Annotated in this window: 16 protein-coding genes; 8 read left to right on the top strand and 8 right to left on the bottom strand. The window is 59.5% G+C overall.

The genetic code is table 11. The features are described 5' to 3' along the window. Positions 1 to 138: 138 nt before the first annotated feature. Both H4V96_RS10195 and H4V96_RS10190 read right to left on the bottom strand, forming a co-directional pair. Complete coding sequence (locus H4V96_RS10195; protein WP_196856635.1) at positions 139 to 1,800, bottom strand: 3-(methylthio)propionyl-CoA ligase; 1,662 nt, start codon at positions 1,798 to 1,800, stop codon at positions 139 to 141. A gap of 78 nt (positions 1,801 to 1,878) precedes the next feature. After that, positions 1,879 to 2,043 (bottom strand): hypothetical protein, encoded by a 165-nt coding sequence (locus tag H4V96_RS10190; protein ID WP_280721207.1) that lies wholly within the window; start codon positions 2,041 to 2,043, stop codon positions 1,879 to 1,881. 19 nt (positions 2,044 to 2,062) lie between these two features. On the opposite strand from H4V96_RS10190, the gene H4V96_RS10185 reads away from it, so the two are divergent. The 8 genes from H4V96_RS10185 (at position 2,063) to H4V96_RS10150 (ending at position 8,739) form a co-directional block, all read left to right on the top strand. Further along, entirely contained in the window at positions 2,063 to 3,505 is a 1,443-nt protein-coding gene (locus H4V96_RS10185) for a protein adenylyltransferase SelO (RefSeq protein WP_196856670.1), read from the top strand. A 9-nt stretch (positions 3,506 to 3,514) separates the two neighbouring features. Next, a complete protein-coding gene (gene msrB / locus H4V96_RS10180; protein WP_010397957.1) occupies positions 3,515 to 3,916 on the top strand; it encodes a peptide-methionine (R)-S-oxide reductase MsrB in 402 nt (133 codons plus the stop codon). 84 nt (positions 3,917 to 4,000) lie between these two features. Next, positions 4,001 to 4,630, top strand: a complete 630-nt coding sequence (locus tag H4V96_RS10175) for a septation protein A (RefSeq protein ID WP_196856636.1) — start codon at positions 4,001 to 4,003, stop codon at positions 4,628 to 4,630. Then, a complete protein-coding gene (locus H4V96_RS10170) occupies positions 4,627 to 4,920 on the top strand; it encodes a BolA family protein (RefSeq protein ID WP_010397954.1) in 294 nt (97 codons plus the stop codon). The genes H4V96_RS10175 and H4V96_RS10170 overlap by 4 nt, the downstream gene beginning before the upstream one ends. Before the next feature lie 123 nt (positions 4,921 to 5,043). Continuing rightward, complete coding sequence (locus tag H4V96_RS10165; RefSeq protein WP_010397952.1) at positions 5,044 to 5,823, top strand: peptidyl-prolyl cis-trans isomerase; 780 nt, start codon at positions 5,044 to 5,046, stop codon at positions 5,821 to 5,823. 116 nt (positions 5,824 to 5,939) lie between these two features. Beyond that, positions 5,940 to 6,716, top strand: a complete 777-nt coding sequence (locus H4V96_RS10160) for a peptidylprolyl isomerase (RefSeq protein ID WP_010397951.1) — start codon at positions 5,940 to 5,942, stop codon at positions 6,714 to 6,716. 182 nt (positions 6,717 to 6,898) lie between these two features. Next, on the top strand, positions 6,899 to 7,579 hold the full coding sequence (locus H4V96_RS10155; RefSeq protein ID WP_196856637.1) for a DNA alkylation repair protein: 681 nt from the start codon (positions 6,899 to 6,901) through the stop codon (positions 7,577 to 7,579). A gap of 272 nt (positions 7,580 to 7,851) precedes the next feature. Next, positions 7,852 to 8,739, top strand: coding sequence for a neutral zinc metallopeptidase (locus tag H4V96_RS10150; protein WP_196856638.1), 888 nt, complete (start codon positions 7,852 to 7,854; stop codon positions 8,737 to 8,739). Between the two features lie 42 nt (positions 8,740 to 8,781). On the opposite strand, the gene H4V96_RS10145 is transcribed toward H4V96_RS10150, so the two are convergent. The 6 genes from H4V96_RS10145 to H4V96_RS10120 all read right to left on the bottom strand — a co-directional run bounded on the left by H4V96_RS10145 (position 8,782) and on the right by H4V96_RS10120 (position 16,358). Next, positions 8,782 to 9,489 carry a transporter substrate-binding domain-containing protein gene (locus H4V96_RS10145; RefSeq protein ID WP_280720908.1) on the bottom strand — a complete coding sequence of 236 codons (708 nt, stop codon included), beginning with the start codon at positions 9,487 to 9,489 and terminating at the stop codon, positions 8,782 to 8,784. Positions 9,490 to 9,545: 56 nt separating this feature from the next. Beyond that, complete coding sequence (gene nadC / locus H4V96_RS10140) at positions 9,546 to 10,412, bottom strand: carboxylating nicotinate-nucleotide diphosphorylase (protein WP_196856640.1); 867 nt, start codon at positions 10,410 to 10,412, stop codon at positions 9,546 to 9,548. Next, positions 10,409 to 11,542, bottom strand: coding sequence for a quinolinate synthase NadA (gene nadA, locus H4V96_RS10135; RefSeq protein ID WP_196856641.1), 1,134 nt, complete (start codon positions 11,540 to 11,542; stop codon positions 10,409 to 10,411). The genes nadC and nadA overlap by 4 nt, the downstream gene beginning before the upstream one ends. A gap of 236 nt (positions 11,543 to 11,778) precedes the next feature. Next, positions 11,779 to 13,377, bottom strand: coding sequence for an ABC-F family ATPase (locus H4V96_RS10130; RefSeq protein WP_010397937.1), 1,599 nt, complete (start codon positions 13,375 to 13,377; stop codon positions 11,779 to 11,781). Between the two features lie 365 nt (positions 13,378 to 13,742). Continuing rightward, positions 13,743 to 14,432, bottom strand: coding sequence for a DUF3334 family protein (locus tag H4V96_RS10125; protein WP_010397915.1), 690 nt, complete (start codon positions 14,430 to 14,432; stop codon positions 13,743 to 13,745). Positions 14,433 to 14,732: 300 nt separating this feature from the next. After that, positions 14,733 to 16,358: a methyl-accepting chemotaxis protein gene (locus H4V96_RS10120; RefSeq protein WP_196856642.1), complete on the bottom strand. Its 1,626-nt coding sequence runs from the start codon at positions 16,356 to 16,358 to the stop codon at positions 14,733 to 14,735. Positions 16,359 to 16,448 lie beyond the last annotated feature (90 nt).

The following is a 16,448-nucleotide window of genomic DNA, read 5'->3' as shown; positions in this document are numbered from 1 at the left end:
CACTAAATTTGCTAACCCCAGAGGCAAAGAGCTGGGGTCGGTCACTTCGTGATCGGAATGTGCTCCATTGAAGCACATTCCCCCTCAGGGTCCGACCCCTGTCCTGGTTCTTGGGCTAAAAATAGCATCACTAACACACTAACTGAACGGCATTACGGGCAACTGGTGGCCCTTGAACTGCTCGCGCAGCTTGTTCTTCTGGATCTTGCCGGTGGCGCCTGTGGGCAAGGCATCGACGAACAGCACGTCGTCCGGCGTCCACCACTTGGCGATCTTGCCGTCAAAAAATTGCAGCAAGGCCTCGCGCGTGAGCGCCATGCCCGGGCGCAGCACCACCACCAGCACGGGTCGCTCATCCCATTTCGGGTGAAACACGCCGATGCACGCCGCTTGCAGCACGGCCGGGTGCGCCATGGCCAGGTTTTCCAGGTCGATGGTGCCTATCCACTCCCCGCCCGACTTGATCACGTCCTTGCTGCGGTCCGTGATCTGCATATAGCCATCCGCGTCGATGGTGGCCACGTCGCCCGTGGGGAACCAGCCATCTTGCAGCACGTCGCCGCCCTCATTCTTGTAGTACGAAGAAATAATCCACGGCCCTTTCACCAGCAAGTGGCCGTAGGCAACACCATCCCATGGCAGCTCCTTGCCATCGTCGTCGACAATCTTCATGTCCACGCCGTAAATGGCATGACCCTGCTTTTGCAGGATCTTGCGCTGCGCCTCCTTCGGCAAGTCCAGGTGCTGGCTCTGCAAGCCGCCCGCCGTGCCCAGTGGCGACATTTCCGTCATGCCCCAGGCGTGGATGACTTCGATGTCGAACTTGTCGATCAAGGTATCCATCATGGCCGGCGGGCAGGCAGCACCGCCGATCACCGTGCGGCGGAAGGTGGAAAATGTCAACTTGTTTTGCAAGGCATGGTTCAGCAAGCCCAGCCAGACTGTTGGCACGCCGGCCGAGAACGTCACTTTTTCCGCCTCGAACAAGTCGTACAGTGACTTGCCATCCAACGCCGCGCCGGGAAACACCATGCGCGCGCCCGACAGGGGCACGGAATATGGCAAGCCCCAGGCATTCACGTGGAACATGGGTACGACGGGCAACACCGTATCGGAGGAGCGCACGTTGAGCGCACTGGGCATGGCCGAGGCATACGCGTGCAGCACGGTCGAGCGGTGCGAATACAGGGCGCCCTTGGGGTTGCCCGTGGTGCCGGATGTGTAGCACAACGTGGCGGCCGCATTCTCGTCGAACAAGGGCCAGGTGTAATCGTCGCTATGCGTGGCGATCAAGTCTTCATAGCACAGCAGGTCGGGGATGGCGCTGCTGGCGGGCATGCGGTCGCGCTCGCACATCAGGACGAAGTGGCGCACAAACGTGCAGTCGGCGGCAATTTTTTCCACCACCGGCAGGAACGTCAAATCAAACAGTAAAACCTGGTCTTGCGCGTGATTTGAAATATAGGCGATCTGATCGGGAAACAAACGAGGATTGATGGTGTGCAGCACCGCGCCCGAGCCAGACACGGCATAGTAAGCTTCCAGGTGACGATAGCCATTCCAGGCCAGGGTGGCAACCCGGTCGCCCATGCCGACGCCAAGGCTATGCAAGGCGTTCGCCAGGCGGCGCGCGCGCTGGTGGCATGCGCGGTAAGTGTAGCGGTGCATATCACCCTCGACGCGCCGGGAAATGATTTCACTGGCGCCATAATGACGCGCTGCAAACTCGATAATGCTCGAAATCAGCAGGGGCTGATTCATCATCTGGCCCATTACTGGACTCAAGGGAAATGCCGCCATCGTGTCTCCTGGAATGAATATTTGGTGATTCTTGGATTGGAAAGACTGCCCTAGTTTCGTACGAGCGTGCGGAAATCGTCAACGCATTTCGATATTGCAATGCAACATGGCATTTTCGCTATCGTTTTGTGCCGCGCAAGCACCCGCCGCAGCGCCCGCCACACGCCTTGGCGCGGTGCGGTAAAATCGCACTCCAGACTGGCGCTGTTTGCCGCCATCTCTTTTTTTGAATGGAATCGCCATCAGCGCTACTACCTTACCACTGGATAATGCCTTTGCGGCTTTGCCGCCGGCGTTCTATACGCATTTGATGCCGACGCCCTTGCCCGCCGCGTATTTCGTGGCCGCCAGCGCGCAGGCAGCCAGCCTGGTCGGCCTCGATTGCGCGCGCCTGGCCGAGCCGGACTTTGTGGCGCTGCTGAGCGGCAACGTCGTCGCCGAGCGCTCCAGGCCACTGTCGGCCGTGTACTCGGGCCACCAGTTCGGCGTCTGGGCCGGACAACTGGGCGATGGCCGCGCCATCTTGCTGGGCGATCTCGCCACCGCAGACGGTCCGCTGGAGCTGCAGCTGAAAGGCGCTGGCGCCACGCCGTATTCGCGCATGGGCGACGGACGCGCCGTGCTGCGCTCGTCGATCCGTGAATTCCTCTGCTCGGAAGCCATGGCGGCGCTGGGCATACCCACTTCGCGCGCGCTGTCTATCATGGGTTCGCAACAAGGCATCATGCGCGAAACGGTGGAGACGGCGGCCGTCGTGACGCGCATGGCACCGAGTTTTGTCCGCTTCGGCTCGTTCGAACACTGGTTTTACCGCAAGAAGCCGGAAGAGCTGAAAATCCTCGCCGATTACGTCATCGATGGCTTTTACCCGCATTTACGCGCTGCAGCCAATCCCTACCAAGCCTTGCTGCACGAAGTGTGCGTGCGCACCGCGCACATGATTGCACAATGGCAAGCGGTCGGCTTCATGCATGGCGTGATGAACACGGACAATATGTCGATCCTGGGCCTGACCCTCGATTACGGCCCCTTCGGCTTCATGGAAGCGTTTGACGCGCAACATATCTGCAACCATACGGACCAGCAGGGCCGCTATAGCTACGCCAATCAGCCGCAGGTGGGCCACTGGAACTGCCATGCGCTGGGCCAGGCGCTGCTGCCGCTGATCGGCGAGGTGGCCGAGGCGCAGGCGGCGCTGGACGCGTACCAGCCCGCCTTTGCGGACAAGATGAATGGCTTGCTGCGCGCCAAGCTGGGCTTGCAGGCGCAGCAGGACGACGATACGACGCTGTTCGACAGCATGTTTGCGCTGATGCAAGCGAACAGCGTGGATTTCACCCACTTTTTCCGCACCCTGGCGACACTGCAGGTGGCCGCCCCCGAGCATGACACGCCACTGCGCGACATGTTCATCGACCGCCCCGGCTTCGATGCCTGGGCCGCGACGTATCGCGCGCGCCTGCTGCAGGAAGGCAGTGTCGATGCGCAGCGGCAAGTGGCCATGCACCAGGTCAACCCGAAATACGTGCTGCGCAACTACCTGGCGCAAGTGGCTATCGAAAAAGCCCAGCAGCAGGACTACACGGAAGTGACAACCTTGCTGGAAATTTTACAAAAGCCATTTGACGAACAGCCCGAACACCATCACTATGCGGCCCTGCCACCCGACTGGGCCAGCCACCTTGAAGTCAGTTGCTCATCCTGAGGTACTACCATGACCACGAATAAAGTCAAAAAAACCGACGCCGAATGGCGCGCCATGCTCGATTCCATGCAATACCAGGTCACGCGCCATGCGGCCACGGAGCGGGCCTTCACAGGCAAGTTCTGGGATCACCATGAACACGGCATCTACACCTGCGTTTGCTGCAATACGCCATTATTTGCCTCGGACACGAAGTTCGATTCCGGCTGCGGCTGGCCCAGCTATTTCCAGGCCCTCGACCCGGCTAACGTGACGGAAATCGTTGACCGCAGCCACGCCATGGTGCGCACGGAAATTGTCTGCGCCGTGTGCGACGCCCACCTGGGCCACGTCTTCCCGGACGGCCCGCCGCCAACCGGCTTGCGCTATTGCATCAATTCGGCCTCCTTGCGCTTCGATCCACAGCCGTAAGGCCACAGGGGTCACTGGGAGCACGAATGTTGCTCCTAAGTTATTCCTAAGATGTTTACACCACGCTCATAGTAAAGTCTCGCCATGAAATTTCTATTCGACCTCTTCCCCCTGATCGCCTTTTTCGCCGCCTTCAAACTGGGCGGCATGTATGAAACGGCCACGCATGATTTGGTGCAGCAATACCTGTCCGGCTTGGTATCGGGCGGCCTGATCAAGCCTGAGCAGGCACCATGGATACTCGCCACTGTGGTCGGCATCGTCGCCACCGCCTGCCAGGTCAGCTATTTACTGCTGCGCGGGCGCAAGGTCGACGCCATGCTGTGGCTGTCGCTGTTCATCTTTGTCGTGTTCGGCGGCGCCAGCATTTATCTGCATGACGATTTCTTCCTGAAATGGAAGCCGACCCTGATCTACTGGCTGTCCGGCCTGGCCCTCCTGATTGCCCAGGTGGGCTTCAAGAAAAACCTGATCCGCAAGACCATGGAAGCGCAAGTGCAATTGCCCGATGCAGTCTGGAAGCAGTTACTGGCCGCCTGGATCATTTTCTTTGGCGCGATCGGCGCATTGAACCTGTTCGTCGCTTTTGTACTGTTCCAAGGCGACATGGCCGTCTGGGTCAGCTTCAAAGCGTTTGGCGCGACCGGCATTTTCTTCGCCTTCATCGTGGCGCAAACCCTGTTCCTGGCCAAACATATCAAGGAAGAAGCATGAACACAATAGCTAGCTCGCCAGAAACGCGCATGCAGCGCATCCGTAGCCGTCTGGAAACGGCACTTTCTCCTCTGGAATGCGTGCTGGAAGACGACTCGGCGCGCCACCGCGGTCATGCGGGCGCCGCTTCGGGCGGAGGCCATTACAATCTACGCATTATTTCTCGTCAATTTGAGGGGCTCAGGCTCGTCATGCGGCATCGACTGGTGTATGATTCCGTGCACGATATGATGCATAATGAGATACATGCATTGGCAATTGTTGCCTTGGCGCCGTCCGAAGCAGTATGAGTATCAGGATGGGATGGCGTTTCGGCATACCAGGGAAACTTGGTTTGCCGCTTGCCGCAAGCGTCATGTAGGCGTTTTCTTTCCATGCGTTTTTTACGAAACTTTCCCTAACAGGATTTAATAATGACTTTTAAGCCAGCCCGCTTGCTGATCGCACTACTCGCCGTTGTCGCGGTACCTGTTTTTGCGCAAAATGTTGCCGTTGTTAATGGCAAGCCTATCCCATCGTCGCGCGTTGATGCAGTCGTCAAGCAAGTCGTCGCCCAAGGCCAGCAACCGGATTCGCCGCAATTGCGCGAAATGATCAAGAAGGACTTGATCGGCCGTGAAGTGCTGATGCAAGAAGCGGAAAACAAAGGTTTCGGTAAAGATGCCGCTGTCAAGCTGCAAATCGAGAACGCACGCCAGGCCATCGTCATCAACGCCCTGGTCGGCGACTACCTGAAAAAGAATCCAGTCAACGACGCTGAAATCAAGGCTGAATACGATCGCTTCGTGGCCCAGACCGGCGACAAGGAATACCATGTGCGCCACATCCTGGTAGCCAGCGAAGCCGAAGCGAAAGACATCATCGCCAAGCTGAAAGGCGGCGCCAAGTTCGAAGACCTGGCCAAGCAATCGAAAGATGCCGGTTCGGCCGACAATGGTGGCGACCTGGACTGGGCAGCCCCATCGTCCTTCCCGAAAGTGTTTTCCGACGCCTTCGTCAAGCTGCAAAAAGGCCAAGTCACCGAGACTCCGGTGCAAACGCCTAACGGTTTCCACGTGATCAAGCTGGACGACACGCGCGCGGCAAAACTGCCGACCCTGGAAGAGGTCAAGCCACAGATCGCCGAAGCGCTGCAGCAAAAGAAACTGCAAGCGTATCAGGAAGAAATGATCAAAAAAGCGAAAGTTCAGTAAGAACTGACCTCCCCGGCGCCCTTTTCGGCGCCGGTCGTGTATTGTGCGCCTCAATGCCAACTGCACGACAGTCGCCATCTCTTGTATCGGTTTTTGTATATTTATTAGGAATGAACATGATTTTGAAGCCAGCCCGCCTGATCTTAGCCCTGCTCGCCGTCGCAGCGGTTCCTGCGTTCGCGCAAAACGTCGCCACCGTCAATGGCAAGGCCATCCCTTCGTCACGCCTCGACCAGGTCGTCAAGCAAGTCGTCGCCCAAGGCAAGCAAGCTGATTCGCCGCAATTGCGCGAAGCCATCAAAAAAGACTTGATCGGCCGTGAAGTGCTGATCCAGGAAGCCGACAAGCAAGGCTACGGCACGCGTGCCGAAATCAAGTCGCAGATCGACAATGCCCGTCAAAGCATCATCATCAATGCCCTGCTGGCTGACTACGTCAAGAAAAACCCTGTCAAGGACGCTGAAATCAAGGCCGAGTACGACAAGTTCAAGGCACAGGCTGGCGACAAGGAATACCACGCACGCCACATCCTGGTCGCCACCGAAGCGGAAGCGAAAGACATCATCGCCAAGCTGAAAGGCGGCGCCAAGTTTGAAGAACTGGCGAAAGTATCGAAAGACGGCTCCGCAGCCAATGGCGGCGACCTGGACTGGGCGAGCCCAGCTTCGTACGTGAAACCATTCTCCGACGCCATGGTCGCCCTGAAACCAGGCCAAGTCACGCAAACACCGGTGCAATCGCAATTCGGTTTCCACGTGATCAAGCTGGAAGAAACCCGTGCGACGAAGCTGCCGGCACTGGAAGAAGTCAAGGGGCAAGTGGCCGAGTCGCTGCAACAGAAGAAACTCGCCACCTACCGCGATGAACTGATGAAGAAGGCAAAAGTCCAGTAATAGCGCCAATCCAGGCTGGCGTGTGGCGCTGTGCGCCCTGCAACGTTGAGCGTACTCGCGTACGCTTGCGCTTCTCGGCCACACATCGCTGCCACGCGCCGTGGTGTCGTCAGCCGCTTGGATAGCCAGACTAGAGCGCTCTTCGGAGCGCTTTTTTTACGCCTGGAAGAAAGCGAGATGCGATGCAATTGCAGACAGCATTGACAGCCGCGCTGGAAGCGGCCGCCGATCCCGCACGCGCGGTGTCCATGCAGGCTTATCTGCGCAACCAGTTCGTGTTCCTGGGGGTGGCCGCGCCGCAGCGGCGCCTGGCCGCCAACACCTGGCTGGCGCGCTTGCAAGGTGTCGGTTCAGATGTCTTGCTGGAACAGGCGCAACTGCTGTGGCAGCAGCCGCAGCGCGAATACCAGCACGTGGCGCTCGACCTGCTGGCCCGATACCAGAGGCAACTGAATCCAGCTCACGTCCCCGCCCTGCTGGCGCTGGCGCGCCAGCGCGCGTGGTGGGACAGCGTCGATGGCATGGCGGGCGTCATCGGCGACGTACTGCAGGCCGAACTGCGGCGCGGCGGCGACGCCCATGCACATATGGATGACGCCATGCGCCACACGGATTTCTGGCTGCGCCGCATCGCCATGCTGCACCAACTGGGCTGGCGCGCTAACACGGATGCCGGCTGGCTATTCGATGCAGCACTGGCGCTGGCCCAGGAAGACGAGTTTTTCATCCGCAAGGCCATCGGCTGGGCCCTGCGCGACTACGCGCGCCACGCGCCCGAAGACGTGGTGGCCTTTACTAACGCGCATCGCCAGCGATTGTCCCCGCTCAGCCGCCGTGAAGCGTTGAAGCACCAGCCACGCTGAACGCCTGTCCAGCGAGATCGGCATAGATGGCCAGCAAGGCTGGCACATCATGGGCCTTGCAGGCGTTGTACTGAACTACCGCCGTGGGCGAAATGTGTGTCTCGCTGGCGAGCGCCATGCGCGCCCCTGATGTGGAATGGGTGGAAAGTTGCAAAGGGTAACATGCTCGCCCGTGTCCTTGTCCTGATAACTGCGATAATGACAAGATTCGTCGCGCAACGTCCATACAGGCGTCAGCAATCAAGCGCACCATCACAGCAGGAGTAAAGAGCATGAAATGGGAAGGCAATCGCGAAAGCGACAATGTGGAAGACTACCGTGGCGTGGCAGGCAGTGGTAGTGGCGGCGGTTTTGGCCTTGGTGGGCGCTCGATCGGTATCGGCACCATCGTCATCGCCCTCATCGGCGGCTATGTGCTGGGCGTCAATCCGTTGACCTTGCTCAATCTGCTTAGCGGCGGTGGCGGCCAGGTCAGCACGCAGGAAAGCCAGGCGCCCGCGCGCCAGTCACCGGCATCGGACGACATGGCACGCTTCGTGAAAATCGTGCTGGCTGATACGGAAGACACCTGGGGCGCCTTGTTCAAGGCCGAAGGCGGCAGCTATGTGCGCCCCAAGCTGCGGCTGTTTTCGGGCAGCACCGAGACGGCCTGCGGCACGGGCCAGAGCGCCAGCGGGCCCTTCTATTGCCCGGGCGACCAGAAAATCTACCTGGACCTCGATTTCTTCAAGCTGATGCAGCAGCGCTTCAAGGTCTCGGGCGAATTTGCCGAAGCCTATGTGATCGCGCACGAAGTGGGCCACCACGTGCAAAATCTGCTGGGCTTGTCCGAAAAGGTCGACCAGGCGCGCCGCACACAGTCGGAGCGCCAGGCCAATGCCATGTCCGTGCGCCTGGAATTGCAGGCCGACTGCTTTGCCGGCGTCTGGGCCTTCCACGCGAACCAGGAGCGCAAGATCCTGGAACAGGGCGACGTGGAGGCGGCGCTGAAAGCGGCCACGGCCATCGGCGACGATGCGCTGCAGCGCCAGTCGCAAGGCCATGTCGTGCCTGACTCGTTTACGCACGGCAGCTCGGAACAGCGCGTGCGCTGGTTCAGCAAGGGCCTGGCAAGCGGCCAGATTTCACAGTGCAACACCTTCGAAGCGCGCCAGCTGTAATGCCGCTACAGCAAGCATGCCGCCACAGCCGACGGCATGCACTCAGGGCACGCCGACGTCGTAGCGCTTGCCCAGTCGCTTCAATTCGCCTGTCTCTATCAGCTTATTCAATTCCTGGTCGAACTGCAGGCGCAGCTTGTCGAAGGCGGGCGAACGGGGGAAGGCGAAATAGCCGTTTTGTATTTCTATGACTTTGGGCAAGGGTTTCACTTGGCGGCCATAGCCCAGGCGGCTGATCACGGGATCGGTATTGCGGCGGTTGCTGACGAACACATCGACGTGCTTGTGCACCAGCATCTTCAAGCCATTTTCCACATTATTGGCCACGCTGATCTGCAAGCCGTGACGCATGCGCTCCCAGTCCGTGCCATAGGCCCAGCCATTGAGCAGCACCACTCTGCGGTTCTTCAGTACCGCCGGGTCGCCATCCCAGTCGAAGCTGGCATCCTGGCGCGTGTAGAAGACCATCTGGTCCTGGTAAAACGGCTTGTCGGAAAAGCCCATGCTGGCGATACGCTCGGGCGTCTTGTAGGGGCCGATCAAGATATCGGCCTGGCCCTGCACCAGCATGGCTTGCGCACGCGCCCAAGGCAGCATGCGAAAACGCACGGTATAACCGGTGCGCGTCGCCATCAGGCGTACCAGCTCGACGCCCAGTCCCGCATACTCGCCACTGTCCTGGTACTCGAACACGCGCTCGAACTGCGCGCCCACGACCAGCAGCTCGCGAGACTGTACCTGCAAGGACACGGCGCACGCCGGCCACAGCAGAGCCAAGGCAAGCCAGCGCCGCGCGGCTCGCTGCATCAGCCGACGATGCGCAAGGAGTAATCGGTGGCCCGCACATCCTTGGTCAGGCTGCCGACAGAGATGCGGTCCACGCCCGTTTCGGCAATCGCGCGCACGGTGTCGACATTGATGCCGCCCGATGCCTCCAGCAAGGCGCGGCCGTTGGTCATGGCCACTGCATCGCGCAGCATGTCGTTGCTGAAGTTATCGAGCAACACGGATACGGCGCCCGCCTCCAGCGCTTCGCGCAATTGCGCCAGGTTTTCTACCTCGATCTGCACCGGCACGCCCGCGTCGAGCATGCGCGCGTTTTCCAGGGCCTGGCTGACGCCACCGGCGGCCGCAATATGGTTTTCCTTGATCAGGATGCCATCGTACAGCGCCAGGCGCTGGTTCTTGCCACCACCGACGCGCACCGCGTACTTTTGCGCCAGGCGCAGGCCCGGCAAGGTCTTGCGCGTATCCAAAATGGACGCCTTGGTGCCCGCCACCACATCGACATACTGGCGCGTGGCGGTGGCCACGGCCGACAGCAATTGCAGGAAATTGAGGGCGCTGCGCTCGGCCGTCAGCAGGGCGCGTGCCGGCGCTTCAATGGTGCACACGACACTGTCGGCCTTCATCATGTCGCCTTCGGCATAATGCCAGACGATATCGATGCTGCGGTCCAGGCTTTTCATGATGCCTTCAAACCACGGCGCACCGCACAGCACGGCAGCTTCACGCACGATGACGCGCGCGGTCACGATCTCGTCGGGCGGCACCAGCTCGCCCGTCAGGTCGCACTGACCCACGTCTTCGAGCAAGGCGGCCAGCAAATTACCCTCGAACGCGCGCGCCAGGGCCGCATCGAAGGGAGCGAAAGAATTGACGAGAGTACTCATGCTGGACCGATTCCTTGGAACAATGTGGATTCTTTTGCCAGGTCCGCACCAGGCTTGAGGCCCGCCTTCTTGGCGGCGGCGAAGTCGAGCATGCGCTTGATCGAACGCACGGCCAGCTGGCCGACGGCGGGATCGACGTGGATTTCATTGTGCATGTTTTCCAGCGTTTGCGCCAGATTCAGCAAGCCATTCATGGCCATCCACGGGCAGTGCGCACAACTCTTGCAAGTAGCACTGTTGCCGGCCGTGGGCGCTTCGATGAAACGCTTGCCCGGTGCCGCCGCGCGCATCTTGTGCAAGATGCCATTGTCGGTGGCGACGATAAAGGTGTCGGTGTCCATGGTTTGCGCTGCCGCAATCATTTGCGACGTCGAGCCCACCATGTCAGCCTGGGCCACCACGTTGGCGGGCGATTCCGGGTGCACGAGCACCTTCGCTTGCGGATACTCTTGCTTGAGCAAATCGAGCTCGATACCCTTGAATTCGTCGTGTACGAGGCAGCTACCCTGCCACAGCAGCATGTCGGCGCCCGTTTCCTTCTGGATATACGAACCCAGATGCTTGTCGGGCGCCCACAGTATTTTCTTGCCCTGCGCATGCAGATGGGCAACGATGTCGAGGCCGATCGACGACGTTACCATCCAGTCCGCGCGCGCCTTCACGGCGGCGCTGGTGTTGGCATACACCACCACCGTACGGTCGGGATGGGCGTCGCAAAAGGCCGTAAATTCGTCCACCGGGCAGCCAAGGTCGAGCGAACAGGTCGCATCGAGGTCGGGCATCAGCACGGTTTTCTCAGGACTCAGGATCTTTGCCGTTTCGCCCATGAAGCGCACGCCAGCGACGACCAGGGTCTTGGCCGCATGATCGCGCCCGAAACGGGCCATTTCCAGCGAGTCGGAGACGCAGCCGCCCGTGGCTTCGGCCAGGTCTTGCAGGTCAGCATCAACGTAGTAGTGGGCAACGAGCACGGCTTCGCGCTCGATCAGCAAGCGCTTGATGCGCGTGATCAGTTCGGCTTTCTCGGCCGGGGATGGCGTCGCTGGCGTGCGTGCCCAGGCGTGGGCGGTGCAGCTGGCTCCGTCTTGTGGATGTTCGTACTCGACGGATTTAATGGCTAAAGTTTGCATGGCTGTGTCAAACAAAAACGGGACAAACCGGCACGGACGCAATGAAGCAGTTGCGCCGGAACAAAAGGACCGCGGCGCGTCGGTTTGAATGGTGCCAACTGACGCCAGCAATTTACCAACGCCTGGCAAACCCGTAGCGAGCGGCAGCGATTTGTGGCCGTGATATGCAACCGCCCGACAGCAGGCTGCGCATCTCGGGCCGCAAAGCGCGACGCTCGATGGGTTAGCACAGGTGTTTAGTCGATGCCCTGGCTTCTGAGGTAATCCTCATAGTTGCCACGGTAGTCGACCACTTCATTTTCCTTGATCTCGATGATGCGGTTGGCCAGCGAGGATACGAATTCGCGGTCATGCGACACGAAGACCAGAGTGCCAGCGTATTTTTCCAGCGCGATGTTGAGAGACTCGATCGACTCCATGTCCATGTGGTTGGTCGGCTCATCGAGCATCAGCACGTTGTGGCGGCCCAGCATCAGCTTGCCGTACATCATGCGTCCCTTTTCACCACCGGACAACACCTTGACGGCTTTTTTCACATCGTCACCGCCGAACAGCAAGCGGCCCAGGATGGAACGCACGGCCTGGTCGTCGTCGCCCTCTTTCGTCCACTGGCCGATCCAGTCGGTCAAGTTGGTATCTTTGGCGAAATCTTCCGTCGGGTCTTGCGGCATATAGCCCACGTTGGCGTTTTCCGCCCACTTCACGCGGCCCTGGTCAGGCTGCAGGCCGGCCAGATCGCCCGCGATACAGCGCAGCATGGTGGTCTTGCCGGCGCCGTTGGCGCCGATGATGGCGATGCGCTCACCCGCTTCGACCATGATGCTGAAATTCTTGAACAGCTGACGATCGAAACCTTTCGAGATATTCTCGACTTCAACGGCCAGGCGGTGCAATTTCTTTTCGCCGTCGAAACGCACGAACGGATACGCGCGCGACGATGGCTTGATGTCGTCAACCTTGATCTTTTCGATCTGCTTGGCACGCGACGTTGCCTGGCGAGCCTTGGATTTATTCGCGGCGAAGCGGCGCACGAATTCCTGCAGCTCGGCAACCTTGTCTTTCGCTTTCGCGTTGTTGGCCAGTTGCTGGTTGCGCGCCTGGGTCGAGGCGAACATGTATTCGTCGTAGTTGCCCGGATAAATCTTCAGGGTGCCGTAATCCATGTCGGCCACGTGGGTGCAGACCTGGTTCAAGAAGTGGCGATCATGGGAAATGATGATCATGGTGGAATTGCGCTCGTTGAGCACGTCTTCCAGCCAGCGAATCGTGTTGATGTCCAAGTTATTCGTCGGCTCATCGAGCAGCAGGATGTCCGGATTCGAGAACAGCGCCTGCGCCAGCAACACGCGCAGCTTCCAGCCCGGCGAGACATTGCTCATCGGGCCTTGATGCAGTTCAATGGCGACACCGGCACCCAGCAGCAGTTCGCCGGCGCGCGATTCGGCCGTGTAACCGTCGTATTCGGACACTTTGCCTTCCAGCTCGGCGGCCTGCATGTAGTCGTCGTCGGTCGCTTCCGGGTTCGCGTAGATCGCGTCGCGTTGCTGGATGGCCGCCCACATTTCCGTATGCCCCATCATGACCACGTCGAGCACGCGCATGTCTTCAAACGCAAACTGGTCCTGGCGCAGCTTGCCCAGGCGCTCGTTGGTATCGAGCATGACGTTGCCGCCCGACGGGTCCAGGTCGCCGCCCAGGATCTTCATGAACGTCGACTTGCCGCAGCCGTTGGCGCCGATCAAACCATAGCGGTTGCCGTCGCCAAACTTGACGGAGATATTCTCAAACAATGGCTTGGCGCCAAACTGCATCGTAATGTTAGCTGTAGAAAGCATGTGGTATCGGGTCTTTATCCAGTGAAAACAGGTAGTTAAGTACTTTTTCACTATTATACAGCACCCACCCCCATCGCTCTATAGCGACCAGGGGAAAGCCTCAGCGCGAACAGGCTGGAGAGCATGGGGCATATGCAGCAACGCCGGATGGGGGGGGGCTCAGGACCGGCAGCTATTGAACGTGGTGGCGGTGCGCGAGCAGGAGCGTCAGCGCCTACTTGGGCAGCGGCGGCTGGCGCCGCCTCATAGGCATCGCCTACGTTGGGAACGGCACCAGCGGCGTATGTGTGAGCAAGACTTTATCGGCACTCAACGGCAGTAACTGGCGGCAAGCATGCCGCCAGGGATGCGCAATGCGCGCGCTTTTACATGCCCAGGGACTTGAGCAGGTCGGCGTTATCGTCGTCTTCAGGTTCGGCTGCTGCCGGCTCTGCGTCGCGTTCGCGGTTCGCGTATTCCGTCTCCATCAGCGCGTCGGTATCGATTTCACGCGAGTCGAAATCGTGCAACTTGATGAACTCGGTACGGTCGATCGCCAGTTCCAGATAGAAAATGTTATTTTTTTCCGTGTAAAAGGTGACGCGGCGCATTTCCGGACGGTCCAGCGGCGTGTCCACGCTGAGCATCACCTGCTTGTTCAGCACCAGCATCTTCGGCTGGCTCTGGGTGATGTTCGTTTGCAGCTCGCGCCGCACCTTGCCCGTAAAGTCGCCCACGATCTGGTTCATCAGCTCGCCCATGATGTTCGACACTTCGTCCGACGTGTAGAAACTGGCCAGTTCCGACTTTGGCATACCCATGTGCAACATATAGCGCTCGTAGATTTCCATCGCCGTATCGGCGGCGAAATTGAGCACCACCAGGCCAGTGAAACCGCCATCGAACATGACGAAGCAGCCGATGTCCGGCTTCAGGCCGGTCTTCGTGATGCGCTGCACCATGCCTGAATAATTGACTTTACTTTGCGTTGCAACGTTGAGTACCCGCACCACCGAGTTGCACAAACTCATTAACAAATCTTCTGTACCGTACACAACATCCTTTTCTGCATCCATGAGCAATCTCTCCTACTATTTTAAAGATGACAGCACTGTTTACCTGACCGTCGCGAGCAGAAACACAACCGTTTCGCTCAGCAAGCGGACGACTTCACCTTTGCATGCCTGACCTTGCCTGGCCGTGCGAGCCGCGTTACCGCTGGCACGGACCGTCATTTTACTTTTTCTGTGTAGAAATAAGTATCAAAGCGCAGAATACCCATATGTAACATTCTCGTCCAGCCATACCTGCATTTACTTGACGATCTGTGCGGAAATGCCATATGCCGCGACCTGTGGGGATCAGGATACGGCGGCCTAGGCGCGCAGGGACAAGGCTCGGGGGCGATCCCCGGCTGGGCGCGCCACGCCGGCCTGTGCGCTTTGCTGCGCGTCCGTCAGGCGAAACACTTGCACGGCGTGCGACAGCTGCGCCGCCTGATCCTGCATCGCAGTGGCCGCCGCCGCTGCTTCCTCGACCAGGGCCGCATTTTGCTGCGTCACCTGGTCCATTTGACTGATGGCTTCATTTACCTGCTCGATGCCGAGACGCTGCTCTTCGCTCGCATCGGTGATATCGCCGATGATGGCGCTCAGGCGCTGCACACTATCGACCACATCTTGCATGGTGGCACCGGCCTGGTCGACCAACTTGCTGCCCGCACCCACCTTGTCCACGGAATCATCGATCAAGCTCTTGATTTCCTTGGCGGCGCTGGCCGAACGCTGGGCCAAGTTGCGCACTTCGGTGGCAACGACGGCAAAACCGCGTCCCTGCTCACCGGCACGGGCAGCCTCTACGGCAGCATTCAGGGCCAGGATATTCGTCTGGAAAGCGATACCGTCGATCACGCCGATGATGTCGGCAATCTTGCGCGAGGAATCATTGATCGAACCCATGGTCTGCACCACTTCGGACACTACCGCACCGCCCTTGACTGCCACGGCGGACGCTGCCGACGCCAGCGAGCGCGCCGCCAGCGCATTGTCCGCATTTTGCTTGACGGCGGCAGTCAACTCCTCCATTGAAGAGGCTGTTTCTTCCAGCGAACTGGCCTGCTGTTCCGTGCGCGATGACAGGTCCATGGTCCCGACAGCGATCTGCGCAGACGCAGTGGCGATGGTATCGGTACCTTCGCGCACTTCGCCCACAATGCTGACCAGCGCCGTGTTCATGTCACGCAGGGCGACCATCAGCTGACCCGTTTCATCGTGCGAACGCACGACGATATCACTGCTCAGATCGCCCTGCGCCACACGCTGGGCCAACGCCACCGCCTCGGCCAGTGGGCCGGTGATGTTGCGAGTCAGCAAGATCGCCAAGATGCACGCCAGCAAAGCGGCGGTCGCGCCGCCGCCCAGCAAGACCAGCGTTGTGCGCAATTTCAAGGCAGCCACATCCAGGGCACGCTGCGCGAGTAACATACTTTCCGTCTTGCCGATATCGGCAAGTACAATGCGCATCGTATCCATGGCGGCCTTGCCCTTGCCAGCCTGCTCGGCAGCCACCACGGCGTCGAGGCTGCCATCGACGACCGCCGCGCGACGCAAGCCGATCACGGGCTCGATCGCCGTCGCCAGCCATTGCTTCTGTGCGCCTTCCAATGTCTTCAGTCGGTCCAGCTGTGCAGGGTTGTCGGCAGTCAAGGCGCGGATTTTTTGCAAATGTTCGGCAAAATCGCGCTGACCACTTGCCAGCGGCTCCAGTGAGCTATCCTTGCCGGTAAGGGCAAAGCCGCGCTCACCAGTCTCGATGTTGATCAGGCTTACGAGCAAGGCATCGGCCTCCCGCATGACTTCATAGGTATGAATATTGAGTCCATTGGCATCATCCAGGCGGGAAAAATTCGCCTGCGCAGAGGCGACCAATATGGCCAGCAAAGCGACGACGACGCCGAAGGCCAGATACAGGCGGGTACCGATCTTTAAGTTGGATAATGCCATTTTCACACTCCATATCAGAACAAACATCAAGGCGCCATCATAGCGAAAAATGTGGAAACTTTTGTTGCTTTAGGGATACAATTTATACCT

It is taken from the genome of Janthinobacterium sp. CG_23.4 (assembly GCF_029892305.1).
GTDB lineage: Bacteria > Pseudomonadota > Gammaproteobacteria > Burkholderiales > Burkholderiaceae_D > Janthinobacterium > Janthinobacterium lividum_D.
Note: the sequence above shows the minus strand (reverse complement) of the source record. Positions and strands in the feature narration are given on the sequence as shown.

Excerpts from the sequence above, each read along its gene's own strand:
- H4V96_RS10190 (WP_280721207.1), bottom strand. The coding sequence starts at position 2,043 with ATGGCGATTCCATTCAAAAAAAGAGATGGCGGCAAACAGCGCCAGTCT.
- H4V96_RS10150 (WP_196856638.1), top strand. The coding sequence starts at position 7,852 with ATGAAATGGGAAGGCAATCGCGAAAGCGACAATGTGGAAGACTACCGT.
- H4V96_RS10120 (WP_196856642.1), bottom strand. The coding sequence starts at position 16,358 with ATGGCATTATCCAACTTAAAGATCGGTACCCGCCTGTATCTGGCCTTC.
- H4V96_RS10170 (WP_010397954.1), top strand. The coding sequence starts at position 4,627 with ATGAACACAATAGCTAGCTCGCCAGAAACGCGCATGCAGCGCATCCGT.
- H4V96_RS10165 (WP_010397952.1), top strand. The coding sequence starts at position 5,044 with ATGACTTTTAAGCCAGCCCGCTTGCTGATCGCACTACTCGCCGTTGTC.
- H4V96_RS10125 (WP_010397915.1), bottom strand. The coding sequence starts at position 14,432 with ATGGATGCAGAAAAGGATGTTGTGTACGGTACAGAAGATTTGTTAATG.
- H4V96_RS10155 (WP_196856637.1), top strand. The coding sequence starts at position 6,899 with ATGCAATTGCAGACAGCATTGACAGCCGCGCTGGAAGCGGCCGCCGAT.
- nadA (WP_196856641.1), bottom strand. The coding sequence starts at position 11,542 with ATGCAAACTTTAGCCATTAAATCCGTCGAGTACGAACATCCACAAGAC.
- H4V96_RS10175 (WP_196856636.1), top strand. The coding sequence starts at position 4,001 with ATGAAATTTCTATTCGACCTCTTCCCCCTGATCGCCTTTTTCGCCGCC.
- H4V96_RS10130 (WP_010397937.1), bottom strand. The coding sequence starts at position 13,377 with ATGCTTTCTACAGCTAACATTACGATGCAGTTTGGCGCCAAGCCATTG.
- H4V96_RS10195 (WP_196856635.1), bottom strand. The coding sequence starts at position 1,800 with ATGGCGGCATTTCCCTTGAGTCCAGTAATGGGCCAGATGATGAATCAG.
- nadC (WP_196856640.1), bottom strand. The coding sequence starts at position 10,412 with ATGAGTACTCTCGTCAATTCTTTCGCTCCCTTCGATGCGGCCCTGGCG.
- H4V96_RS10160 (WP_010397951.1), top strand. The coding sequence starts at position 5,940 with ATGATTTTGAAGCCAGCCCGCCTGATCTTAGCCCTGCTCGCCGTCGCA.
- msrB (WP_010397957.1), top strand. The coding sequence starts at position 3,515 with ATGACCACGAATAAAGTCAAAAAAACCGACGCCGAATGGCGCGCCATG.